Origin of the sequence: Polynucleobacter hirudinilacicola (assembly GCF_002192535.1) — a bacterium.
Taxonomy (GTDB): Bacteria; Pseudomonadota; Gammaproteobacteria; order Burkholderiales; family Burkholderiaceae; genus Polynucleobacter; species Polynucleobacter hirudinilacicola.
Map to the genome: position 1 here is coordinate 194,243 of NZ_NAIA01000001.1, position 23,496 is coordinate 217,738.

Annotated in this window: 21 protein-coding genes; 16 read left to right on the forward strand and 5 right to left on the reverse strand. The window is 46.6% G+C overall.

The window, feature by feature from the left end; genetic code table 11:
- The first annotated feature begins 49 nt into the window (after positions 1-49).
- The 6 genes from ilvA (at position 50) to B6A14_RS00970 (ending at position 8,393) form a co-directional block, all read left to right on the forward strand.
- Positions 50-1,570: a threonine ammonia-lyase, biosynthetic gene (gene ilvA, locus B6A14_RS00945; RefSeq protein ID WP_087908607.1), complete on the forward strand. Its 1,521-nt coding sequence runs from the start codon at positions 50-52 to the stop codon at positions 1,568-1,570.
- Positions 1,571-1,585: 15 nt separating this feature from the next.
- Entirely contained in the window at positions 1,586-2,494 is a 909-nt protein-coding gene (locus B6A14_RS00950; protein WP_087908608.1) for a 5'-nucleotidase, read from the forward strand.
- A gap of 20 nt (positions 2,495-2,514) precedes the next feature.
- Positions 2,515-3,342 carry an NADPH-dependent 7-cyano-7-deazaguanine reductase QueF gene (queF, locus tag B6A14_RS00955; protein ID WP_087908609.1) on the forward strand — a complete coding sequence of 276 codons (828 nt, stop codon included), beginning with the start codon at positions 2,515-2,517 and terminating at the stop codon, positions 3,340-3,342.
- A gap of 234 nt (positions 3,343-3,576) precedes the next feature.
- Positions 3,577-4,719 carry an HD-GYP domain-containing protein gene (locus tag B6A14_RS00960; protein ID WP_087908887.1) on the forward strand — a complete coding sequence of 381 codons (1,143 nt, stop codon included), beginning with the start codon at positions 3,577-3,579 and terminating at the stop codon, positions 4,717-4,719.
- Positions 4,720-5,127: 408 nt separating this feature from the next.
- Positions 5,128-7,920 (forward strand): response regulator, encoded by a 2,793-nt coding sequence (locus B6A14_RS00965; RefSeq protein ID WP_161491100.1) that lies wholly within the window; start codon positions 5,128-5,130, stop codon positions 7,918-7,920.
- Positions 7,921-7,970: 50 nt separating this feature from the next.
- The gene (locus B6A14_RS00970) at positions 7,971-8,393 is read left to right on the forward strand and encodes a BLUF domain-containing protein (RefSeq protein ID WP_087908611.1); all 423 of its coding nucleotides are present in this window, start codon (positions 7,971-7,973) and stop codon (positions 8,391-8,393) included.
- A gap of 92 nt (positions 8,394-8,485) precedes the next feature.
- On the opposite strand, the gene ssb is transcribed toward B6A14_RS00970, so the two are convergent.
- Together ssb and B6A14_RS00980 are read right to left on the reverse strand one after the other, a co-directional pair.
- A complete protein-coding gene (ssb, locus tag B6A14_RS00975; RefSeq protein ID WP_068319607.1) occupies positions 8,486-8,941 on the reverse strand; it encodes a single-stranded DNA-binding protein in 456 nt (151 codons plus the stop codon).
- A gap of 71 nt (positions 8,942-9,012) precedes the next feature.
- Entirely contained in the window at positions 9,013-10,173 is a 1,161-nt protein-coding gene (locus B6A14_RS00980; protein ID WP_087908612.1) for an MFS transporter, read from the reverse strand.
- A 37-nt stretch (positions 10,174-10,210) separates the two neighbouring features.
- Here B6A14_RS00980 and uvrA point away from each other — a divergent pair, with 37 nt between their 5' ends.
- A complete protein-coding gene (uvrA, locus tag B6A14_RS00985; protein ID WP_087908613.1) occupies positions 10,211-13,099 on the forward strand; it encodes an excinuclease ABC subunit UvrA in 2,889 nt (962 codons plus the stop codon).
- Positions 13,100-13,124: 25 nt separating this feature from the next.
- Here uvrA and B6A14_RS00990 read toward each other — a convergent pair whose 3' ends face one another.
- A complete protein-coding gene (locus B6A14_RS00990; protein ID WP_087908614.1) occupies positions 13,125-15,107 on the reverse strand; it encodes a monovalent cation:proton antiporter family protein in 1,983 nt (660 codons plus the stop codon).
- 11 nt (positions 15,108-15,118) lie between these two features.
- Here B6A14_RS00990 and B6A14_RS00995 point away from each other — a divergent pair, with 11 nt between their 5' ends.
- The 9 genes from B6A14_RS00995 to rapZ all read left to right on the forward strand — a co-directional run bounded on the left by B6A14_RS00995 (position 15,119) and on the right by rapZ (position 21,554).
- A complete protein-coding gene (locus B6A14_RS00995) occupies positions 15,119-16,111 on the forward strand; it encodes a KpsF/GutQ family sugar-phosphate isomerase (RefSeq protein WP_087908615.1) in 993 nt (330 codons plus the stop codon).
- 21 nt (positions 16,112-16,132) lie between these two features.
- Positions 16,133-16,705, forward strand: coding sequence for a KdsC family phosphatase (locus B6A14_RS01000; RefSeq protein ID WP_087908616.1), 573 nt, complete (start codon positions 16,133-16,135; stop codon positions 16,703-16,705).
- 3 nt (positions 16,706-16,708) lie between these two features.
- Positions 16,709-17,350 carry an LPS export ABC transporter periplasmic protein LptC gene (gene lptC / locus B6A14_RS01005; protein WP_087908617.1) on the forward strand — a complete coding sequence of 214 codons (642 nt, stop codon included), beginning with the start codon at positions 16,709-16,711 and terminating at the stop codon, positions 17,348-17,350.
- Positions 17,351-17,911 carry an LptA/OstA family protein gene (locus B6A14_RS01010; RefSeq protein WP_087908618.1) on the forward strand — a complete coding sequence of 187 codons (561 nt, stop codon included), beginning with the start codon at positions 17,351-17,353 and terminating at the stop codon, positions 17,909-17,911. It begins immediately after the preceding gene.
- Positions 17,908-18,675 (forward strand): LPS export ABC transporter ATP-binding protein, encoded by a 768-nt coding sequence (lptB, locus tag B6A14_RS01015; RefSeq protein ID WP_087908619.1) that lies wholly within the window; start codon positions 17,908-17,910, stop codon positions 18,673-18,675. Before B6A14_RS01010 ends, lptB begins: the two co-directional genes overlap by 4 nt.
- A 183-nt stretch (positions 18,676-18,858) precedes the next feature.
- A complete protein-coding gene (gene hpf, locus B6A14_RS01020) occupies positions 18,859-19,182 on the forward strand; it encodes a ribosome hibernation-promoting factor, HPF/YfiA family (RefSeq protein WP_087908888.1) in 324 nt (107 codons plus the stop codon).
- Positions 19,183-19,215: 33 nt separating this feature from the next.
- Positions 19,216-19,677 carry a PTS sugar transporter subunit IIA gene (locus tag B6A14_RS01025; RefSeq protein ID WP_087908620.1) on the forward strand — a complete coding sequence of 154 codons (462 nt, stop codon included), beginning with the start codon at positions 19,216-19,218 and terminating at the stop codon, positions 19,675-19,677.
- Positions 19,674-20,660, forward strand: a complete 987-nt coding sequence (gene hprK / locus B6A14_RS01030; RefSeq protein WP_087908621.1) for an HPr(Ser) kinase/phosphatase — start codon at positions 19,674-19,676, stop codon at positions 20,658-20,660. Before B6A14_RS01025 ends, hprK begins: the two co-directional genes overlap by 4 nt.
- A 3-nt stretch (positions 20,661-20,663) precedes the next feature.
- Positions 20,664-21,554, forward strand: coding sequence for an RNase adapter RapZ (gene rapZ, locus B6A14_RS01035; protein WP_087908622.1), 891 nt, complete (start codon positions 20,664-20,666; stop codon positions 21,552-21,554).
- On the opposite strand, the gene mutY is transcribed toward rapZ, so the two are convergent.
- A complete protein-coding gene (gene mutY, locus B6A14_RS01040) occupies positions 21,499-22,644 on the reverse strand; it encodes an A/G-specific adenine glycosylase (protein ID WP_087908623.1) in 1,146 nt (381 codons plus the stop codon). The genes rapZ and mutY overlap by 56 nt on opposite strands.
- Positions 22,629-23,465, reverse strand: coding sequence for a bifunctional DNA-formamidopyrimidine glycosylase/DNA-(apurinic or apyrimidinic site) lyase (mutM, locus tag B6A14_RS01045; RefSeq protein ID WP_087908624.1), 837 nt, complete (start codon positions 23,463-23,465; stop codon positions 22,629-22,631). Before mutM ends, mutY begins: the two co-directional genes overlap by 16 nt.
- Positions 23,466-23,496 lie beyond the last annotated feature (31 nt).

Genomic DNA, 23,496 nt, shown 5'->3' on the forward strand with positions numbered 1-23,496 from the left:
ACCCTTGCAAATTTAAGGGCTTAGGGGCCATCCGTGGTACGCTCATTGGATGGCAACGAACTATTTAAAGAAAATTTTATCGGCTCGCGTCTATGACGTAGCCAGAGAAACCGAGCTCCAGCTCGCCCCCGAACTCACCAAACGTTTGGGCAACCAAGTTCTTCTGAAAAGAGAAGATAACCAGCCGGTTTTCTCCTTCAAACTGCGTGGTGCCTATAACAAAATGGCCCATTTACCCGCAGAAGCCTTAAAGCGCGGGGTTATTGCAGCCTCCGCAGGCAATCACGCCCAAGGCGTTGCCCTCTCTGCAGCCAAAATGAAATGCAAAGCCGTCATCGTGATGCCGGTGACTACCCCGAGCGTCAAAATTGATGCGGTAAAAGCTAGAGGTGGTTCTTGGGTTGAAATCATCCTGTACGGTGAGTCTTACAGTGATGCATTCAAACATTCAGAGCTCTTGGGTAAAAAACGGGGTCTGACTTTTGTTCACCCATTTGACGATCCAGATGTGATTGCCGGACAGGGAACAATCGCCCAAGAAATTTTTGCACAACATCAAGAACCAATTGATGCCGTATTTGTTGCTATTGGTGGTGGTGGTTTGATTGCTGGTATTGGTGAGTATGTCAAAGCAGTAAGTCCAAAGACTAAAGTGATTGGCGTTCAAGCTTCTGACTCCGATGCCATGAATCAATCTCTTAAAGCAGGTAAACGCATCGAGATGAAAGATGTTGGTCTTTTTTCAGATGGCACTGCAGTGAAATTGGTTGGTAAAGAAACATTTCGCATTTGCAAAAAAGTGGTTGATGAAATAGTCACTGTCGATACCGATGAAATTTGTGCAGCAATTAATGATGTCTTTACTGATACCCGTAGCATCCTTGAGCCTGCTGGGGCTTTAGCTATCGCAGGCATGAAGAAGTATGTTGAAAAGAAACGCGTCAAGAAAAAAACTTTAGTAGCAGTAGCTTGCGGTGCCAATATGAACTTTAGCCGTCTGCGCTTTGTGGCAGAACGTGCAGACGTTGGTGAGTTCCGTGAAGCGGTATTTGCAGTAAGCATCCCTGAGGAGCGCGGCTCCTTCAAACGATTCTGTGAGCTACTCGGCAAGCGCAACGTCACTGAATTTAACTACCGTATTGGTGATCAGAGTGAAGCGCACATCTTCGTTGGCATCAGTACGCATAAAGCAGGTGATAGCGAAGCAATTGCGAAACATTTCCGTAAAGCAAAGTTTGCAACCATTGATCTCACTCATGATGAATTAGCAAAGTCGCACTTACGTCATATGGTTGGCGGTCACTCCCCACTTGCTAAAGATGAATTACTCTACCGCTTTGAGTTTCCAGAGCGTCCAGGTGCTTTGATGAAATTCCTCACCAGCATGGCGCCTAACTGGAACATCAGCTTATTCCACTACCGTAACCATGGCGCAGACTATGGTCGCATCCTAGTTGGTATTCAGGTTCCGAAGAATGAGCAGAAAAAATTCCAGACCTTTTTAGCGAAATTGGGTTACCCCCACTGGGATGAAAGCAACAATCCCGCTTATCGTCTCTTTCTTAAATAAAATGTAACACATCAGATGTCTTTCACACTCACCGGAAAACTCGTTGTCGCAATCTCATCGCGCGCCTTGTTTGATTTCGAGGAAGAGAATCGCATCTTCGAATCCAGTGATGACAGCGCTTATATGAAATTACAGCTTGAGCGGCTCGGTGAGGCAGCTCAAAAAGGTGTAGCGTTTCCCTTAGTAAAGAAACTCTTAGCCTTTAATGAAGAAGGTGAGCAACGCGTAGAAGTAGTCATCCTTTCTCGTAATGATCCCGTCAGTGGTTTGCGCGTATTCCGCTCTGCTGAGCACCATGGGCTACATCTAGAGCGTGGTGTATTTACAAGAGGCCGCCCTCCCTACCATTACCTGCGCTCACTTCATGCCAATCTTTTCTTGTCTGCTAATGAAGATGATGTGAGAGCCACTATTGATGCGGGCTTCCCAGCTGCAAGGGTATATCCAGAGTCCAGCAAAACTGCAGAGTCTCATCCAAACGAAATTCGCATTGCATTTGACGGAGACGCAGTTCTCTTCTCTGATGAAGCAGAACAAGTCTTTCAGAAAAAAGGGCTTGAGGCTTTTGTAGATCATGAGAGTAAAAAGGTGGACATTCCATTGCCACCAGGACCCTTCAAACCCTTGCTAGAAGCGCTCCACCGACTACAACGCTCTACTAGTGAAAATGGGATGCGCATTCGTACTGCGCTAGTCACCGCACGTTCTGCACCAGCACATGAGCGCGCTATTCGAACTCTGATGGCATGGGGTATTGATGTGGATGAAGCGATGTTCTTGGGTGGCTTATCGAAGAGCGAGTTCTTACGAGAATTCGAACCCGATTTTTTCTTTGATGATCAAACTGGTCACTGCCAATCTGCGGCTTCGGTTGCACCAACAGGTCACGTCGTATCAGGTGTATCTAATAAACCTAAAAACTAGTTACACAGCAAGTAATCATAATGGCCACAATCCCACTCGGACAATCATCGCAATACCCAGATCGGTATGATCCAAGCTTGCTATTTCCAATTCCCAGAATGGAGAACCGCAAGAAGCTAGGGCTTAAAGAAGATCAGGCATTACCGTTTGTTGGTGTTGATATTTGGAATGCCTTTGAGCTCAGTTGGCTCAATAAAAAAGGTAAGCCACAAATTGCATTGGCAGAGTTTCAGATTCCTGCAGACTCTCCAAACATGATTGAGTCTAAATCTTTCAAGCTCTATCTCAATAGCCTCAACAGCGCTCGCTTTGAGGACGAGAACGAAGTTAAAGAACGCCTCATTACAGATTTATCAGCGGTCGCTGGCAGCAAAATCACCACTCGCATCAACCCAACTGAAGCAATCTCTAAAAAAGGGATGCAAGAAATGGGTGGCATCTTGATGGATCGCCTTGATATCGAGATTGATCCCCACTTACCAGCAGACCCGAGCCTCTTGGGCGTAAACGAATCCTTTGGCCCAATTGAACAATGCTTAGTGTCACACCTGCTTAAATCAAACTGCCCTGTTACAGGACAGCCAGATTGGGCGAGTGTGCAAATTCGTTACCAAGGAAGACCCATTCTAGAAGAAGGCTTGTTGCGCTACCTAATTGGCTTTAGACAGTTGGGCGAGTTTCATGAACATTGTGTTGAAACCATCTTTACCGATATTAAGCGCCAGTGCAAACCAGAGAAGTTATCGGTGTATGCGCGCTACACAAGACGTGGCGGTTTGGATATTAATCCATTTCGTACCGATCACAATTCACCTTGGCCGGATAATATTCGGCATGCAAGACAGTAATCACAATTCACCAGTCACGCCCGCAACAGCCCCTCAAGGTCAAGAGAGTTGCTTTATTGCCATGATATTAAGGTTTATTCAAGCGGACAATTCCTTAACTTCTCAATATCATTTAGTATCTGCAAAAGGGTGCGATACGCCATAGAAGTGAAGTGCAATCTGGCGTGTTGGGCGCTGTGATAACTACAAAGCACATGTATTTGGGACAAAATTTTGAATAAAGCCATTGATCTGATGCGCCGCTCTTCCGTTCTCGTAGTGGATGACTCGCCCGACAACCTCAAGCTCATAGGCGGGCTTCTCAAGGATTTATACCGCGTTAAGATAGCCACCGACGGGGAGAAAGCGCTAGCCATAGCACGTGGACCCTCAACTCCCGATTTAATCCTCCTTGACGTCATGATGCCTGGCATGTCTGGATATGATGTCTGCAGATTACTGAAGTCAGACCCACTGACACAAAATGTTCCGATCATTTTTCTGACGGCACTATCTTCAGATCAAGACGAGAGCGAGGGTCTCGAGATTGGTGGAGCAGACTATGTGACAAAGCCAGTCAATCCACGGGTACTTTTAGCGCGCGTGAAGACGCAGATTGAAAACAAGGCCTCAAGCGATTTCATCCGCAACCAAAATGACTTTTTAGATGCTGAGGTACAACGACGCACCCTTGAGCTTACTGCCATTCAAGACGTCACTATCTTGTCAATGGCATCTTTGGCTGAGACCCGAGACTCGGATACAGGTAACCATATCCTACGAACCCAGTATTACGTCAGGGCTCTGGCTGAGGCTTTGCGTCAACACCCGCGTTTTCGCGATTACCTGACGCATGACGGCATCGACATGCTTTTTAAGTCTGCCCCACTTCATGACATCGGCAAGGTGGGTATCCCAGATCACATCCTCCTAAAACCTGGACGTCTGACGATTGAAGAGTTCGAGATCATGAAAACCCACACAACCTTGGGAAGGGATGCATTGCAAGGCGCCGAGAATTCTTTAGGCACACAGGTCGGTTTTTTAGAGATCGCCAAAGAGATTGCGTATTGTCACCAAGAGAAGTGGGATGGTAGCGGTTATCCACAAGGTCTTAGTGGCGACGATATTCCCATTTCTGCGCGGCTGATGGCAGTAGCTGACGTCTATGACGCTCTTATTAGTCGGCGGGTTTACAAAGAAGGTATGACGCACGAGGAAGCCATAGCCATCATTACAGACTCAGCTGGGACCCATTTTGATCCCGATATCGTAGAGGCCTTCTTATCTATCGACGACGAGTTCCGGCGAATTGCATTGAGATATACAGACAGCGATGAGGATCTCGACAAGAAACGGGATAAGCTAGAGCAGATCCCATCACAAAACGGTAAATAGACTATGCACTTGCTTGTGGGTGATCTAACTCAGATTAACCTGTCAAATACGGGCAAGTTAAATCAACAGCGAAGTAATCCTATAGGACATAGCATATGGATATGAGGGACTCTTTTGGTAGAAATCAGAATGTTAAACGATAGCAAATCTGGTGGCGAACACTTTCACCTTAAGCGCTACTTTTCGATCGCTAGTGGGATTCTCATGCTCGCGATCGCACTGCCACTGTGCTATGCCTACTTTTATAGTGAGGTGGAAGAACGAACGCGTGTTACGAGCGAACACAATGAAGCACTTGCTAAAGCTTATGCAAACACAGTTTGGCCGATATATGGTGAATTTCTACTCCAGACAGACTTATCTCCGAGCGAACGCCGCGAGAGCGAAACGACGAAATCACTCAATGCGTTGATTTACCAGCTGTCAAGCGGAAGTAAAGTATTAAAGATTAAGGCTTACAACCCCTCCGGGCTTGCTGTGTACTCATCAGTATTGAAGGAGATTGGTCAAGATAAAAAGGACAATTCTGGCTTCAATTCTGCGCTCCAAGGGCAGCAAATGAATGAGTTGACACATCGTGGCGAAATGAGTGTTACCGAGGGCACGGTTACAAACGTTGATGTCGTTTCCTCCTACATTCCCATTCGATTGACGCCAGATGGGCCCGTAGTTGGGGTGTTCGAGCTTTATTCCGATATTACTGAGTCATTAGCAACCCTCAAAGAGAGTACGCTTAAGCTACTGTTTTTTCTGATTGGTATTTTTCTGCTGCTCTACCTTTGCCTGCTTGCAATTGTTGCGCGCGCCGACAAACTGCTCAAACTGCAATATGACGAGCTGGATATTCAGAACACACAAATGCGCGAGCAGGCCGCTGAGGTTCTGCGAGCTAAACAAACCGCCGAAAACGCCACACAAGCAAAGAGCGAGTTCCTTGCAAATATGAGTCATGAAATCCGCACGCCAATGAACGCCATTATTGGCATGAGTCACTTGGCCCTCAGAACTCAGCTAACCAAGCAGCAGCGCACATATATAGAGCGAGTACAACGCTCAGGAATAAATCTTTTAGCAGTCATTAACGACATCCTTGATTTCAGCAAGATCGAGGCAGGCAAGATGTCCCTGGAATCTGTTGATTTTCAACTTGAAGATGTGATGGAGCATCTATCCAATCTGGTGGGCTTGAGTGCTGATGACAAGGGTTTAGAACTGTTATTTGATATAGCAAGCGATGTTCCCACTAAGCTGATAGGTGATCCGTTACGGCTGGGGCAGATACTAATCAACCTCAGCAGCAATGCAGTGAAATTTACTGACAGCGGCGAAATCATTGTGCGCATCGAGCGTTCTTTGACACAGGGCCTGCCCGAAGGTCAAATCGAGTTGCATGTAAGTGTTCACGACTCAGGTATTGGCATGTCACCGGAGCAATGCGAACGATTGTTTCAATCCTTTGGTCAGGCGGATGCATCCACAACACGTAAGTATGGCGGCACTGGACTCGGGTTAGTCATTTCCAAGAGCCTGATCGAACAGATGCAGGGACGTATTTGGGTGGAGAGTGAGTATGGGAAGGGCTCCACATTTCACTTCATTGCCCGATTTGGAGTTCAGCATGAGAATACGCGCTCGATTACGATCTCACCTGATACTTGGTTTGGCAAGCGAGTTCTGATTGTTGATGACAATCCAGCAGCGCTCGAAATTTTGGGTAGCATGATGCGACAGTTGGGACTGAAGACTGATGAGGTCCGAGACGGAGCTCAGGCACTGATAAAGATTCAACAAGCCCTAGAAACTGGATTGTCCTATGACGTGGTCTTGATTGATTGGCAAATGCCAACGCTAGACGGGGTTGAAACGGTGCGGCGCTTACAACAGTTAACTGGAAATAACACGCCAGCAATCATCATGGTCACCGCTTATGGTCGTGACGAGGCCTTGAGTGCGGCCAAGACAAGCGGTGTGCAACTGGACACCGTACTGAATAAGCCTGTAATGTTACAGACCATGGCAAACGTGTTAGCGCAAGCCTTTAAGCTTGACAGTGCCATTGATAGCGACACAGCAAGCCATCTTGCAGATGAAGAATCCATGGCAGGATCGCTCAGTGGATTGCGCCTATTGCTGGTTGAGGATAACGAGATGAATCAGGAGCTTGCCAAGGAGCTATTGGGTCAAGCAGGCATTGAAGTAGTATTGGCTGAAAATGGTCAGATTGCACTGAACATTCTAGGCGCTGACGCGGCGTTCGACGGCGTACTCATGGATTGTCAAATGCCGGTGATGGACGGCTACACCGCAAGCAGACTCATTCGCGAAGATGTGCGCTACGAGGGACTTCCAATTGTTGCAATGACGGCCAACGCAATGCTTGGCGATCGTGAGAAGGTGCTTGAGGCCGGGATGTCTGACTATATCTCCAAGCCCATAAACGTACAAGCAATGTTTGCCACGATTGGTCGCTGGATGACACCTGGAAGATGCCGTGATGCCGTGCAGCAAAATAAGCCGTTGTCTCCAGCTAAACGCGTCCGAAGCGCTGAATCCGTAGAGCCAAAACAACCGTTGCTACAAGACGCACTATTAGTTAGTGAAATACCTCCATTGCCGGGGATCAACCTGCAAGAGGGGCTAGCCAGGACTATGAACAACCCAATGCTATACCGCAAAATAGCAATAAGCTTCCTGCAAACCCAGTCTGACTTTGTAAACCAATTTAAGAAGTCTCAGCATGATCCCGACTCCTCTGCAGCTACGCGCATGGCGCACACGCTTAAGAGCAATGCTGGCAACCTAGGCGCGGCGGAACTACAACTTGCTGCGGAGATGTTGGAGAGGATTTGCGCTAACGGCGCTGATGCACAGAAAATTCATGAGGCACTACTCCCTGTGCAGGTAGCACTTGACCAGGTTACCGCTGGTCTTCGGAGCTGGATAGACTCTGCCGGATCCCAACAGTCACTGAACGTTGCGCAGTCAGTGAACTCGGAGCCCCTGGTGCTTGCCGCAGATCTCCAGCGTCTGCGAATACTGTTAATGGACAGTGATCAGGAAGCTGAAGATTTAGTGAATGAGTTATTGCGGCGGCTAAGTGGCGCTCCCCCCACTCCGGCATTGGAGGTAATTGCACGCTTCATTGATCAATACCAGTTCGATGAAGCACTCAAGGCCCTCGCGCTTATCGAGTCGGCATGAAGTTCGTAAACATTTAGCTGGCGCGGACCGCTGAAGAAAGGAGTCTTGAAATGACTATTACACAATTGATTTATGTAAGCGATCTGGTAAACCGAGATGAGACCCAACTCGCAGCCATTCTCGAGTCAGCCGTTCGCCACAACCGGGAAAATGACATTTCTGGCATGTTGCTTTATTCAGGTGGTAATTTTTTGCAGGTACTTGAGGGTACAAAAGAACAGGTTCGTGAGACCTACCAACGAATTTGTCGTGATCTCCGGCACACCAATATCCTCATCTTGACGCAAGAAGAGATAAATGAGCGACACTTTTCTGATTGGAGCATGGGCTATCGCCAACTCTCTGAAGCAGATGTCGCCCAATTTCCTAAATATGCTCCATATTTTCAGTTCGGATTCAAACCTAAAGACTTCAAGGCCAAGCCCGGTGCAGCACTAGAAATGCTCAAGCTTTTCAGCAAAGGGATGCTCTGAAGTGCTGCAGAAATTTTGGAGCTTGATATAAAAAGGCCCTGTTATACAGGGCCTTGGGGATCACGCTTTACACAAACAGTCGTATGTGTGCTTTAAAACGGAATATCGTCGTCCATTGCGCCTAGTGATGCAGCGTTTGAAGCTGCAGGCGCGGACTGTTCAGCCGGCTTTGAGCGACTATAGCTCTCGCCACCGTCACCACTTCCGCCTACTGGCTTACCACCAAGCATTTGCATTGTTTCTGCAACGATCTCTGTGGAATACTTTTCTTGGCCACTAGCGTCAGTCCATTTACGAGTCCGCAAACGACCTTCAACGTATACCTGTGAACCTTTTTTGAGGTATTGACCAGCGATTTCTGCAAGCTTGCCAAAGAATGCAACACGATGCCATTCTGTGGTTTCTTTCATTTCACCAGTTTGCTTATCTTTGTAGCGATCAGATGTTGCTACTGAAATGTTTGTAACGGCGTCGCCGCTTGGCATGTAACGCGTTTCTGGATCACGTCCTACGTTACCTACGATGATGACTTTATTTACCGAAGCCATGTTGTCTCCCGAAGAAAAATGCTGCTGTTATTACTGCTAAAAAATTACTTGCTTGAACTCATTAAATGAAGCTACGGCTGCGTCTTTGCTGGCAATTCGCGCATCGACCAGGCAATTATAAGCCAGCACACTAAGAGGACCGCCCCCGTCATAAAGACCGATAAATCACCGTGGCTATCCATCAAATAACCTCCAACAGCAGCGCCAGCAAATAAACCGATCGATTGTGTGGTGTTGTAAACACCTAGGGCTGTTCCCTTTGATTCCTTTGCAAATCGAGATACTAAGGATGGTTGTAATGCTTCCAGTAAGTTAAATCCCACAAAATAAACTAACAAAGCAATTGCAATTGAAGTAATTGAGGAGCTGTGTGTAAATAAAAATTCAGCAATGAGTAACAATACGATTGCAACAAGCATGGTGGTGCGAAGTTGTTGCTTCTTTTCACCAAAGATCAGAAGAGGTGCCATAAAGAAAAAAGATAGCAAAACGACTGGGAGATAAATTTCCCAATGCGAAGCCAAGGGCAATCCTGCTTGCACTAGTAAACGCGGCACCACTAAGAACATCGCCACCTGGGTTGCATTCAATACGAATACACCAACATTCAAGCGCATCAACTCAGGACGAAAAAATACTTCCTTCAAGGAAGCTTGCTGAACTTGGACTTCAGGATGAGTGCTTGGTAAGACGTAATACGTCACAACCATTGCTATCACCCCAAGAATCGCCAATACAACAAACATTCCACTTAGGCTAATCACTTTATAAATTGGCGCAGCAATCACCAAAGATAGCGCGAATGAGAGTGCAATGCTGCCTCCCACCAAAGCCATAGCCCGCGTACGCACTTGTTCACGCGTAAGATCGGCAACCCATGCAGAAACTGCGGCTGATATCGCTCCAGCCCCCATGACGCCTCGCCCAATGGCAATCCATAACAAATCATCCTTAGCAGCAGAGATCAAGGCGCCGGCAATAAACAAGGAAAGGCCCCATAAAACCACTGGTTTGCGGCCAATTCGGTCAGATAAACGCCCCAGGGGGATATGAAAACAGGCCTGCACAATATTGAATATTCCGAGGGTCAAACCCACCCAAAAGGCCTGTTCGCCACCAGGTAGACCCTGCGCATGAATACTAAAGACCGGCAAAAGCAGAAACAGGCCCAGCATACGAAGGCCAAAGATGCCTGCTAAGGCCAGAGTGGAGCGAAGTTCAGAAGGATTCATGGGAAAGAGCTATATTAACAAGTTACGCTAAAAAATCATGAATAACGAAATTAAGATCCGCGGTGCCCGCACCCACAACCTGAAAAACATCAATCTAGATATCCCTAGAGAGAAACTGGTAGTCCTGACTGGCTTATCTGGATCAGGCAAAAGCTCCTTAGCTTTTGACACCCTGTATGCAGAAGGTCAACGTCGCTATGTAGAGTCTCTTTCTGCCTATGCCCGCCAGTTTTTGCAACTCATGGAAAAGCCAGACGTTGATACGATCGAAGGTCTATCGCCAGCAATCTCGATTGAGCAAAAAGCAACTAGCCACAACCCACGCTCAACCGTAGGTACCGTTACTGAAATTCATGACTACCTACGTCTCTTATTTGCACGCGCAGGTACACCACATTGCCCAGACCATGATCTTCCACTCGAGGCACAAAGTGTTTCTCAAATGGTCGATACCGTGCTGTCAATGCCAGAAGATACGAAGTTAATGATTCTTGCTCCTGTCGTGAGCGAGCGCAAAGGCGAATTCGTCGATCTCTTTCAAGACCTGCAGGCACAAGGCTTTGTACGCTTTCGAGTGCGCTCCGGCGGCGGTACCGCGAATGCCGCTAAAGCAGAAATATTTGAAGTAGATCAACTACCAACGCTCAAGAAAAACGATAAGCATTCAATTGAAGTGGTAGTGGATCGCATTAAAGTGCGTCCCGATATTCAGCAACGTCTTGCAGAGTCATTTGAGACAGCGCTGCGCTTGGCGGATGGCAAAGCCATGATTGTCGATATGGGCACTAGCAAAGAAATGATTTTCTCAAGTAAATTTGCTTGCCCAGTTTGCTCATACTCCCTGCAGGAACTAGAGCCACGCCTCTTCTCATTTAACAACCCGATGGGCGCTTGCCCGTCTTGTGATGGTCTTGGACATCAATCCTTCTTTGACCCTAAACGCATCGTTGCTCACCCTGATTTATCACTGGCCTCAGGTGCTATCAAAGGTTGGGATCGCCGCAATCAGTTCTATTTCAAATTGCTGCAAACCCTTGCAAAACATGGCGGCTTTGATGTTGAGAAGCCATTTGAAACGCTTTCCAAGAAACAACAAGATCTTGTCTTATTGGGCTCTGGTGATGTGACCATTCCCTTTGAGTACATCAATGAACGCGGCAAAAATAGTATTCGTGAACATGCTTTTGAAGGCATCGTCGCAAACTTTGAACGTCGCTATCGTGAAACTGACTCTATGACAGTGCGAGAAGAACTCTCACGCTATCAGAATGTACAAACCTGTCCTGAATGTAATGGCAGTCGCTTGCGTAAAGAGGCTCGCTTTGTCAAAGTGGGTGAGAAGAAACAATCTCGCGCGATTTATGAAATTAGTGCATTGCCATTAAAAGAAGCTAAAGAATATTTTGAAGCTCTCGAACTTAAGGGTGCTAAGCGAGAAATCGCCGACAAAATTGTTAAAGAAATTAGTGCGCGCCTGCGCTTCTTGAACGATGTTGGACTTGACTACCTTTCTCTAGAGCGCAGCGCTGACACTCTTTCTGGTGGTGAGGCACAACGTATTCGCCTTGCAAGCCAGATTGGCTCTGGCTTAACCGGTGTTATGTACGTCTTAGATGAACCTTCAATTGGACTGCATCAGCGCGATAACGATCGTTTAATTGGAACACTCAAGCACCTACGGGATTTAGGTAATAGTGTCTTAGTTGTTGAGCATGACGAAGACATGATCCGCGCCTCTGACTGGGTAATTGATATCGGTCCTGGTGCAGGTGTACATGGTGGTGAGATTGTTGCTCAAGGAACCCCTGCAGAAGTAGAGGCAAATCCAAAGTCTTTAACTGGCGCCTATCTTGCTGGCCGTGAAGCGATTGCAGTTCCAGAGAAACGCATTCCGGTAAATGATCGATTTCTAGAAATCATTGGTGCACGTGGTAATAATTTGCAATCAGTACACGCCAAGATTCCGGTAGGACTGCTTACTTGTGTCACAGGTGTTTCAGGTTCCGGTAAGTCCACCTTAATTAACGATACCCTGCATCATGCAGTTGCACAGCATCTCTATGGCTCTAATGCAGAGCCTGCAGCACATGACTCTATGAAGGGTCTAGAGCATTTCGACAAAGTGATTAGTGTTGATCAATCACCGATCGGCAGAACACCGCGCTCTAATCCAGCCACCTACACGGGTCTATTTACTCCGATTAGAGAACTTTTTGCTGGTGTTCCGGCGGCACGTGAGAGAGGCTATGAAGCAGGTCGCTTCTCTTTTAACGTTAAGGGTGGTCGTTGCGACTCTTGTGAAGGTGATGGCGTACTCAAAGTAGAAATGCATTTCTTGCCAGATGTTTATGTGCCTTGCGATGTTTGTCACGGCAAACGTTATAACCGGGAAACTTTGGACATTCGCTACAAGGGCAAGAATATTCATGAAGTACTGTCGATGACTATCGAGCAAGCTCATGAATTCTTCGAAGCCGTTCCAGTTGTGAAGCGCAAACTGAAAACACTTCTTGATGTTGGTTTGGGCTATGTAAAACTTGGACAAAGCGCTACCACCCTATCCGGTGGTGAAGCACAACGCGTCAAACTTTCTCTTGAGCTCTCTAAGAGAGACACTGGCAGAACCCTTTATATCTTGGATGAACCAACGACTGGCTTACATTTCCACGATATTCAGTTATTACTGACTGTGATTCAAACTCTGAAGAAACAAGGTAATACGATTGTCATCATTGAGCACAACCTAGATGTCATTAAGACTGCTGACTGGATTATTGATCTAGGCCCTAAGGGCGGTGCTGGGGGAGGCCAAATTATTGCCACTGGAACTCCAGAGGATGTCGCCAAAAAAGAGGCTAGTTTTACCGGCCACTACTTGGCACCATTATTGACTCGCAAAACTGTTGTCGCTAAAAAGAAAAAGTAAGCTTAATAGAGGTGGCTGATTAATCTCAGAGTAGTTTGGCTTCTGCTAAATCAGTTGCTTCTGAATTACCTGAGACCACCAAAATATCGTTTGCCTCAAGTCTTAACTCAGGGCTTAGCGGCAATTTCACATAATCAGAATTTACCTCTTTGCGACGCACAGCTTGAACGCTTACGCCCTCATTCTCAAGAGCGAGTTCACCTAAGGTTTTGCCTACCGCCTGGGAGTGCGGTAGCAAAGTAATCGAATGTAAGCGCCAGGACTCATTAGACCCAAAATCATCATCAGCCGAGCCTCGGAAATATCCTCTTAACAGGCTATAACGCTCTTCACGTGCGGTAGTAATTCTTCGAACGACTTTGCGCATTGGCACACCCATAATTAGCAATACATGGGAGGCAATCATCAGGCTACCCTCAATGAGCTCAGGAATCACCTCGGTGGCCCCTGCAGCCTGTAATTTTGCAATATCGGCATCATCTCTTGTGCGGACCAGAACTGTCATTCCTGGACGCAACTGTTCAACCAGTCTCAACACCCGCAAACTCGCGGCAGTATCAGCATAAGTAATCACAACCGCTTTTGCTCTAGAGAGACCCGCAGCAATCAAATAGTTCTCACGACTAGCATCGCCATACACAACGTTATCACCAGCTGCAGCAGCCTCTTTCACTCGATCAGGATCCAAATCCAAAGCAATATAAGGAATCTTCTCTTGGTCGAGCATGCGCGCCAAACTTTGACCTGAACGGCCAAATCCGCAAATCACTACATGGTTTTCATTGCGCACACTCTTAGCTGCAACACGCGTCAAAGCCAATGATTGTAATAACCATTCATTACTAGAGAAGCGCATTGCAATGCGATCACTGTACTCAATTAAGAAAGGTGCACAGAACATGGAAATGAGCATTGCCGCTAATACTGCTTGACTTAAGATTGGATCAATTAAATCTAGACCATCAATTTGGGTGAGCAAAACAAAACCAAATTCACCGGCTTGAGCCAAACACAGTCCTGTTCTAATCGAGATACCAAGGCTTGATCCAAAGGCCTTAGAGAGCAAAGTGATTAAGCAAAATTTAAACACTAAAGGGCCAATGAGTAATGCCAAAACAAGTAACCACTGCTCTTGAATGACATTGAAATCCAGGAGCATGCCAATCGTTATAAAGAACAGGCCAAGTAAAACATCGCGGAAAGGTTTGACGTCCTCTTCCACCTGATGACGATAGGGTGTTTCAGAAATCAACATGCCTGCCAAGAATGCGCCGAGCGCCAAAGATAATCCAAAGTGCTCAGTCAGTCCTGCCATACCCAAGACAATTAACAAAAGGTTGAGCATGAATAATTCTTGGGAACGTAACTTAGCCACCAACTTAAACCAGTGACTCATAAGCGATTGGCCGATAAAGAAAATCAGCACTAATGCAATCGTGATCTTGATGGATGCAGCAGTTAATGCAACAAATAAGTCTGTAGGATTTTTTCCAAGTGATGGCAGTAGGATTAATAAGAAGACGACTGCTAAATCTTGGAATAACAAAATACCAACGACATTCCGACCATGCTCTGTCTCCAGTTCTGCACGATCAGAAATCAATTTAGTCACGATCGCGGTTGAGGACATTGCCAATGCACCACCCAAAGCAATCGCAGCATGCCACGAAATGGGATAAATCCAATTCATCAGAAGGCTAGCTGGAACTGCCAAGAGCATGGTGAGAATCACTTGGCTGCCACCGAGACCAAATACGATCTTGCGCATTGCCCTCAGCTTATTGAGGTTAAATTCCAGGCCAATCGAGAACATTAAGAAAACCACCCCAAATTCAGCCAAATACTTCACTGTGGCTGAATCGCTCGCTAGACCTAGGGCATGGGGCCCAATCAGGACGCCAATGGCTAAATAGCCCAAAATAGGGGGTAAGCCAAAATAGCGGAAAATAACCACTCCGGCCACACCAGAGGCTAAGAGAATGAGAGTTAACTGAAGGACTGACGGCATATACTTACTCGATGATAGCTAAGACTCGTGAACGAACCCTAAAGCTTGCGCGCGACACCCTCACTATTGAGGCTGCTGCACTGCAAACGATGCGCGACCGCCTTGAAGGCGCTAATGCTGATGCCTTAGTCCTTGCGGTTGATCTACTGCATGGCTGTAAAGGCAGAATCGTGGTTTCTGGAATCGGTAAATCAGGTCACATTGCCCGCAAAATTGCAGCTACCTTTGCCTCCACTGGTTCCCCTGCTTTTTTTGTCCACCCAGCTGAAGCCAGCCACGGTGATTTGGGAATGGTGACCAGAGATGATGTTTTTGTAGCCCTCTCCAATTCGGGTGAGACTGATGAGCTATTGACCATTGTACCAATCGTCAAGCGCACAGGCGCAAAACTGATTGCCTTAACTGGTGCACCAAATTCCTCTCTTGCGAAGTTGGCAGATGCGCACCTCGACACTAGCGTTGAAAAAGAAGCTTGCCCACTCAATCTTGCTCCAACATCTAGTACTACTGCTGCGTTAGCTATGGGCGATGCATTAGCAGTTGCCTTATTAGATGCACGAGGTTTTGAAGCGGAAGATTTCATTCGCTCACATCCGGGTGGCAGGCTTGGTCGCAAACAACTCATGCATGTGAGTGAAGTAATGCGTAGCTTTGATGACACGCCTAAGATTTCTGTTGAAGCTTCTTTACAAGCTGCCTTACTTGAGATGACTGCCAAACGCATGGGTATGGTAGTTGTCTTAGACAAAGATAAAAAAGTATTTGGCATTTTGACTGATGGCGATCTCCGTCGCCTGCTCGAAAAGAAAACTAACCTGGATAGTATTACCCTAAAGGATGCCACCACACCTGGCCCGCGCACCATCCCAGCCACACTGCTTGCAGAAGAAGCTATTGAGATGATGGAAAAACATCGCATCAATCATTTAGTGGTGACTGATAGCCATGGTCAACTATTAGGCGCACTCAACCTGCATGATTTATTTGCAGCAAAAGTTATTTAATTCTTTATCTCATTTAATTTCATGCCTAGCGCTTTTAATCCGCACAACACCAATCCTCTGACTGAGTATCCACAAGCCTGGGAACGCGCAAGCAAGGTCAAGCTGTTGGTTTTAGATGTCGATGGTGTTTTAACCAATGGCCAAGTATGGATTGGAAGTGACGGCAAAGAGTCGCTCAAAGCATTTGATATTCAAGATGGTTTAGGAATTAAATTACTAGAGCAATGCGGAATACTGACTGCCATCATTACCGGCAGAAATTCCAAAATGGTATTAGCGCGTTGCGAAGAGTTGGGTATCAAACATGTACATATGGGCGTAGAAAACAAAGCCATTGCCCTTGATCAGGTTGTTAAATCATTAGGCCTTTCCCCATCAGATTGCGCCGTCATGGGCGATGACTGGCCAGATTTACAAATGATGAAAAATGCTGGCTTCAAGATTTGTCCTGCACAAGGCCATGAAGCGGTGAAAGAATATGCGCATTTTGTAACCAATAATCTCGGGGGTAATAGCGCTGTTCGAGAGGTATGCGATCTCATTCTGAAGGCGCAAAACCGCTACGAAGAACTACTTAATAAAGCCCGCAACTAAGTAATGCAATTAAATCCTCAAACAATCAAGCTTGGTATTGGGCGCACGCTATTGCGACTCATGCCATTGATTCTGATGGGCGCCCTCACTCTGGCGACCTTTTGGTTGGTCCGAAAAAATACCCCACCAGAAAAACCTACACTTGAGCGCGTAAGACTGCATGAGCCCGATTACATCATCAATGATGGCGCTCTGTCTGCATTAAATGAGCTTGGTAATACTAAGTATCGAATCTTGGGTAAAAAAGTAACGCACTATGACGATGATGCTTCGATTGATATTCTGGCCCCTCGCCTGCGACTCTTTCAACCGAATAAAGCGCCTGTAACTGTTAAAGCGGATACCGGCCACCTTGATGGCGATCTGACTATTTTGGATCTCATTGATAACGCATCTATCTTTCGACCAGCGCAAGCTGCAACAGCCGTCGAGCCTGCATCGCCCCGAATGCTGGCATCTTCAAGCTATTTCAAGGTGCTGATTAATGATGACATTATCGAGACCAATAGACCCATTACGCTTGAGCAAGGCATGTCTGTGATGCACTCTACTGAAGGTGGGATATTTAATAATATTGAGCAAAGTATGACTCTCTCTGGTCAAGTTAAAGGACGCATTGAACGAGCCCCGCGAGGAAATCAGTAAATGAACGCACGTGCTCTTTACTCAACTACCTTGGTAGTTTTACTTAGCCTAGGTCTAATGGGATTTGTCCAAGCAGAAAAAGCAGATCAAGATAAACCCATCATTCTTGAAGCAGAAAAAGTATCTGTAAATGATGTCAAACAAATCTATGATCTCAATGGTCAGGTGCTGCTGATTAAAGGGAGCATGCTGGTAACTGGTGAGGATGGCCGCATTCAGATGGACCCCGAAGGTTATGAGTTTATTGATGTCAAAGGCACCCCTGAAAAGACTGCTAGCTTTAGACAACGTCGTGAAGGACCCGCAGATGAGTTTATGCAAGGAGTTGCAACTCAGGTTATCTACAACGCTAAAACTGAAGTGCTTACCCTGACAGGCAACGCTGACCTTAAGCGCTTACTCAATATGCAAATGCTTGATCAACTGCGAGGCTGGAAAATTGAGTATGACGATATAAAGCAGTACTATCGGGTTACACCCCCACCAGATGCAAAGCCGGAGGATCTGCCTTTAGCTAGAGCAATCCTTTCACCAAGACGAAAAGCTACATTAGAGAAATGACAACGGATTTAGCGCAAACCAATAACTCAGCAACTCTGAGTGCACACCACCTACAAAAACGTTACGGCTCGCGGACGGTAGTTCGCGATGTTTCTGTAGAAGTAAAGTCCGGTGAAGTAGTTGGCTTGCTTGGACCCAATGGAGCCGGTAAAACAACTTCGTTTTACATGATTGTTGGGCTAGTGCCGCTTGATGGTGGCAATATTGTTTTGGATGGGGCAGACATCACTCATTTACCTATTCATGAACGTGCTCGTATGGGCTTGTCTTATCTGCCGCAAGAAGCTTCAGTCTTCAGAAAACTGAATGTTGCTGAGAATATCCAAGCAGTGCTTGAACTTCAGGTGCAAGGTGGCAAGCCACTCACTAAAGCTGAAATTGCAAAACGCCTTGATGAACTCTTGGGCGAGTTACAAATTAGCCATCTTCGCAATAACCCAGCCCTTTCACTTTCAGGTGGTGAACGCCGCAGGGTTGAGATAGCTAGAGCCCTGGCTACCCAACCTAAATTCATCTTGTTGGATGAGCCATTTGCTGGTGTTGACCCTATTGCTGTTGGGGAAATTCAGCGTATTGTGCGCTTTTTGAGAGACCGCCAAATCGGGGTTCTCATTACAGACCACAACGTTCGGGAAACCCTTGGTATTTGTGACCATGCCTACATTATTAGCGAAGGTAGCGTTCTGGCTGAAGGTAAGCCTGACCAAATCATCCAAAACGACGCCGTTCGTAGAGTCTATCTAGGCGAAAACTTCAGGATGTAAGCTGGGCGGCCTTCCGGGCCGTTTAATTAATAAAAATGTCTTCCCCTCTTGGTTTTCCGCAAATTCGCTGATACGCTGGAGGTTCATGAAGGTCCTTTCCAAAAATACTGCTCAAACGATTTCAGGGGCTTGCTGCGCACCCCAGGCATGATCATGCGCACGCGTATATAAGAGGAGATGCTGATGAATTTGAAAATTAATAGCCGCCATCTGGAAGTAACCCCAGCCATGCGCACACACCTAGAAGCTGGAATGGCCAAAATTCGCAAGCACTTTGACCACGTAATAGATGCCTCCGCCTTTCTGATAGTGGATAACGCCAAAGAAAAGGAACTTCGTCAGAGCGCCGAAATTACTATTCACCTTAAAGGCAAGGATTTATTTGCTGAAGCCCACAATGCCGACCTCTATCACGCCATGGACGCCGTAGTCGATAAGCTAGAGCGTCAAGTTGTCAAACACAAAGAAAAGATCCAGGATCATCATCACGACAAGCGATTTGAGTAATCCCTTTTGTCAGGACACCTATAATCAACTCCAATGAATGCCCTGACTAATCTTTTTACCCCTGACTGCATTGCATTAGATAACCCTGCTACCAGCAGAGCTGATGCATTTGCAGCGGCCGGGGAACTCTTCTGCAAAAAAGTAGATATCGATGCAGCTTCCGTAGTGGGGTTCCTAAATGCACGTGAAGATTTAGGATCCACCGCACTTGGTGCAGGCGTTGCAATTCCACATGGCCGCGTTAAGGGTCTTAAGCAGCCATGCGCTGCTTTCATCAAACTTAAAAATCCGATTGAGTTTGCGGCGCCTGATGGTGAGCCAGTATCGATTCTCATTTTTTTACTAGTTCCTGAAAAAGCCACTCAACAACATTTAGAGATTCTTTCTTCTATTGCACAACTGTTATCTGATACTGATACTCGTCAATTTCTATCCTCCGCAAGTGATCCGGTAAAAGTATGTGAACTATTACAACAGTGGGACGCAACGAAATGACACAGCCTTTGCTGCTCGAGGGAGTGACTGCACAGCAGATTTTTGATGACAATGTTTCAGATCTCAAGCTTTCCTGGATCGGTGGACTTGAAGGTGCAGATCGCACCTTCCCGAGCGAAGCAGTAAAAGCAGCTGCAGCCACCTCGGACTTGGTAGGCCACTTAAATCTGATTCACCCAAGCCGTATTCAGATTTTTGGTGAGCAGGAGGTTGACTATCATGCAGCGCTAGAGCCCAAACAAAAACAAGAGCAAATCGCCAGCCTTATCTCCAAGACACCTCCTTGCGTGATCGTAGCCGACGGTAAAGCAGTAGATGCGGACTTACAGCTGTTTTGCCAACGCTCTTCAACCCCTTTATTTACAACTCATATTTCAGCAGCTGAGGTAATTGATCACCTGCGCACCTACCTCACCAAAATTGGCGCACCCCAAATCACTATGCATGGTGTCTTTATGGACATCTTAGGATTGGGTGTATTGCTGACCGGGGATTCAGGTTTAGGTAAAAGTGAATTGGGCTTGGAGCTGATTTCTCGTGGCCATGGTTTAGTGGCGGATGATGCTGTTGACTTCGCACGACTAGGGCCAGACTACATTGAAGGCCGCTGCCCGGTCATCTTGCGTAACTTGCTTGAGGTCCGTGGCTTAGGCTTATTGGATATTCGCACCATCTTTGGTGAAACTGCAGTACGTCGTAAGCTAAAACTCCGCCTGATTGTTCAACTGGTTCGCAGAACTGATGGGGAGTTTGAAAGACTACCTCTAGAAACTCAACACATCGATGTATTGGGCATTCCTGTTCGTACTGTAAAAATTCAAGTGGCCGCAGGACGTAACTTAGCAGTACTAGTTGAGGCTGCTGTACGCAACACGATCTTACAATTGCGCGGTATCGATACCTTAAAGGAATTTATTGAGCGTCAGCGTATGCAAATGAATGCTGAATCAGATTCCATTAAATCTCAAGGGCGCTTGCTCTAAGCTATGCAAATTAATCTGATTACCGGAATCTCTGGCTCAGGTAAATCAGTCGCCCTGAGGGCTTTTGAAGATGCAGGGTATGACTGTGTTGATAATCTACCTGTCTCTCTCCTTGAGAGCCTCATCGCTACCCTCGAAAAGGAAAATAGTGAGCGTGTAGCCGTTGCTATTGATGCACGTCGAGGTGAATCAATTGCCGAGCTACCTTCAATTTTGGAGAACTTAGGTCGCAACCATCAAGTGAGGGTTGTTTTCTTAAATGCTGACACCAATACCTTAGTACAGCGCTTTTCAGAAACTCGCAGACGCCACCCTCTCTCAACCAATAGCCAGCAGACTCAATCTGCCACCCTGATTGAAGCAATTGATAAGGAGCGCAGCCTACTAGAGCCACTTCGCACGCAAGCGCATAGTATTGACACCAGTAACCTACCAGCCCATGCTCTACGGTCGTGGATACAGGATCTTCTCAAAGACAAACCAGTCGGACTGACCGTCATTTTTGAATCCTTTGGCTTCAAAAGAGGGGTTCCTAGCGAAGCAGATCTGGTATTTGATGTGCGCTGCTTGCCTAATCCACACTACGACAAAGACCTAAGACCACTGACCGGCAAAGATAAACCTGTTCAAGAGTTTTTAGAAAAAATTGCTGAAGTAGTCAGCATGGAAACTGACATCATTCAGTTCATCGATAAGTGGTTGCCACACTACATTGCAGACGGTCGTAGCTATCTAACGGTCGCCATTGGGTGTACTGGTGGACAACATCGCTCTGTATATTTGGTCAACAGAATTATCGAGCACTTCCGGGCACAAAAAGATCTAGGCGCCCTACAGATTAATTTTTTAGATCGTCACCGCGAACTAGACTCAAGCCCTGCAGCAAAATCTTAATAGGTTGCGGTAAACCATATCTCCCCAACTGAGCAAGGGGCACCCATTTCAAGTTTGGGCTGAAAAACGCTAAGGCTTTTGATGCATTCGCTTCCCAAATCTGCATCCATAAACGACGATGGGTAAAGACGTGTTTGATTCGATTGCCAGACTTTAACCCCCTAATCGATTTAGCCAAGTCAGCAATATTTTCCCCTGGCAAAGTGATCGCCAGGAGTTCTTTAGAGCCATGGGCAGTCTGATGACCCTTCTCAGACCTTGGTCTCCAGGGCGATTCGGGCAAAGACCACAAACCACCCCAAATCGCCTTGCTAGGTCGCTTTTGCAATAGAACAAAGTTTCCAGATCTGATCAATAACATATCGCAATCAAACTCCGGTGACTTTGCTTTTACTGTTTTTTGGGGAAGAGCTAGAACCTGATTGCTTAAGTTCGCCTGACAATCTTTTGCAAATGGGCACTTTTTGTCTGCACTGATACATACTGGCTTGCGGGCAGTACACCAAGTAGCACCAAAGTCCATTAAGGCTTGTGTGTATACCGGCATATCTTTAGGTTGATTTGGTAACAAATCTTGTGCTAATTTCCAGAGACGATCATTTACTGCTTTATCTTGTACAGCACCCTCAATTGCAAATAAGCGCGCCAAAATTCTTTTGACATTTGCGTCGAGTATTGGCGCCCTCTCATGAAAAGCAAAAGCAGCAATTGCACCCGCCGTTGATCGGCCAATGCCTTTTAACTGCTCAAGCAATAAAGGATCGTGCGGAAACTTTCCAGAAAAATCATGCATCACCTGTTTCGCGCAAGCATGTAAGTTTCTAGCACGAGAGTAATAGCCTAATCCCGCCCATTCAGCCAACACCTCATCAATATCAGCCGCAGCCAATTTTTTCACTGTCGGAAAGCGTTTCATAAAACGGGGATAGCGTTCTAGCACTGTAGCTACTTGGGTTTGCTGCAACATGATTTCAGAAACCCAAACTGCATATGGATCACGATTACCCTGCCAGGGCAAACCTGAGCGACCGCTAGCCGCATGCCAAGTAAGTAATTTTTTGGAAAAAGTATTGATTAGCGTTTTTGACATTGGGGACAGAAATAAGTGGAGCGCTGCCCCTGAACAAGTTGCGCTATCGGCGTTTTACAAAGCTTGCATGGCAAGCCCTTGCGGTCATAGACCTTGGTTTGCACCATGAAATGGCCGGGGTCACCTTCGCTATTGACAAAATCTTTCAAACTACTTCCACCAGCAGCAATGGCTTTTTTTAAAATCAGTCTTACGGCATTTGCCAAACGAGAGCATTGTGGGCGAGTTAACTTACCAGCTGCCTTTGCAGGATGAATGCCGGCCTCAAATAAACTTTCTGAACAATAAATATTTCCGACACCGACTACAGCTTGGCCTGCCAGTAAAAATTGTTTAACAGCCACACTACGTTTGCGTGAGTTTCTATAAAGAACATCTGCGCCAAGCTCGCCAGCAAACTCTTCTGAAAAAGGTTCAACACCCAATTTTTGTAGAAGTATATTTTTCTCGAGGGGGCCTTTTGTGTTGGCGTGCCATAACACTGCGCCAAATTTTCTCGGGTCGTGCAAACGTAAACTCAGCTTGCCGAATTCAAAAGTGACTCGATCATGCAATTTCAAAGGATCCGAACTTGGTAAAACCCGCAAAGTACCAGTCATGCCTAAATGGATTAACAAGTGGCCCGTATCCATTTCCAGAAGGAGATATTTACCGCGCCTGGCAATCGACCGAACCTTCTGCCCGGAGAGAAGCTTTGGCAAATTACTGGGCACAGGCCAACGCAAGCGCCCATCCAGCACTTTGACGGCACTTACCTTGCGCCCCTCAAGATGGGGGGCAATTCCTAATCTGGTGACTTCTACTTCTGGAAGTTCGGGCATAAATGGATTGTAGATTCGCAGATTAGAATGT

Bases quoted from the DNA above. Each gene is read 5' to 3' on its own strand.
- B6A14_RS01010 (WP_087908618.1), top strand. From the start codon at position 17,351: ATGAACGCACGTGCTCTTTACTCAACTACCTTGGTAGTTTTACTTAGC.
- uvrA (WP_087908613.1), top strand. From the start codon at position 10,211: ATGAATAACGAAATTAAGATCCGCGGTGCCCGCACCCACAACCTGAAA.
- lptB (WP_087908619.1), top strand. From the start codon at position 17,908: ATGACAACGGATTTAGCGCAAACCAATAACTCAGCAACTCTGAGTGCA.
- queF (WP_087908609.1), top strand. From the start codon at position 2,515: ATGGCCACAATCCCACTCGGACAATCATCGCAATACCCAGATCGGTAT.
- mutM (WP_087908624.1), bottom strand. From the start codon at position 23,465: ATGCCCGAACTTCCAGAAGTAGAAGTCACCAGATTAGGAATTGCCCCC.
- B6A14_RS00995 (WP_087908615.1), top strand. From the start codon at position 15,119: ATGATAGCTAAGACTCGTGAACGAACCCTAAAGCTTGCGCGCGACACC.
- B6A14_RS01025 (WP_087908620.1), top strand. From the start codon at position 19,216: ATGAATGCCCTGACTAATCTTTTTACCCCTGACTGCATTGCATTAGAT.
- B6A14_RS00990 (WP_087908614.1), bottom strand. From the start codon at position 15,107: ATGCCGTCAGTCCTTCAGTTAACTCTCATTCTCTTAGCCTCTGGTGTG.
- B6A14_RS00960 (WP_087908887.1), top strand. From the start codon at position 3,577: ATGCGCCGCTCTTCCGTTCTCGTAGTGGATGACTCGCCCGACAACCTC.
- B6A14_RS01000 (WP_087908616.1), top strand. From the start codon at position 16,133: ATGCCTAGCGCTTTTAATCCGCACAACACCAATCCTCTGACTGAGTAT.
- hprK (WP_087908621.1), top strand. From the start codon at position 19,674: ATGACACAGCCTTTGCTGCTCGAGGGAGTGACTGCACAGCAGATTTTT.
- ilvA (WP_087908607.1), top strand. From the start codon at position 50: ATGGCAACGAACTATTTAAAGAAAATTTTATCGGCTCGCGTCTATGAC.
- lptC (WP_087908617.1), top strand. From the start codon at position 16,709: ATGCAATTAAATCCTCAAACAATCAAGCTTGGTATTGGGCGCACGCTA.
- B6A14_RS00980 (WP_087908612.1), bottom strand. From the start codon at position 10,173: ATGAATCCTTCTGAACTTCGCTCCACTCTGGCCTTAGCAGGCATCTTT.
- ssb (WP_068319607.1), bottom strand. From the start codon at position 8,941: ATGGCTTCGGTAAATAAAGTCATCATCGTAGGTAACGTAGGACGTGAT.
- rapZ (WP_087908622.1), top strand. From the start codon at position 20,664: ATGCAAATTAATCTGATTACCGGAATCTCTGGCTCAGGTAAATCAGTC.
- B6A14_RS00950 (WP_087908608.1), top strand. From the start codon at position 1,586: ATGTCTTTCACACTCACCGGAAAACTCGTTGTCGCAATCTCATCGCGC.
- mutY (WP_087908623.1), bottom strand. From the start codon at position 22,644: ATGTCAAAAACGCTAATCAATACTTTTTCCAAAAAATTACTTACTTGG.
- hpf (WP_087908888.1), top strand. From the start codon at position 18,859: ATGAATTTGAAAATTAATAGCCGCCATCTGGAAGTAACCCCAGCCATG.
- B6A14_RS00970 (WP_087908611.1), top strand. From the start codon at position 7,971: ATGACTATTACACAATTGATTTATGTAAGCGATCTGGTAAACCGAGAT.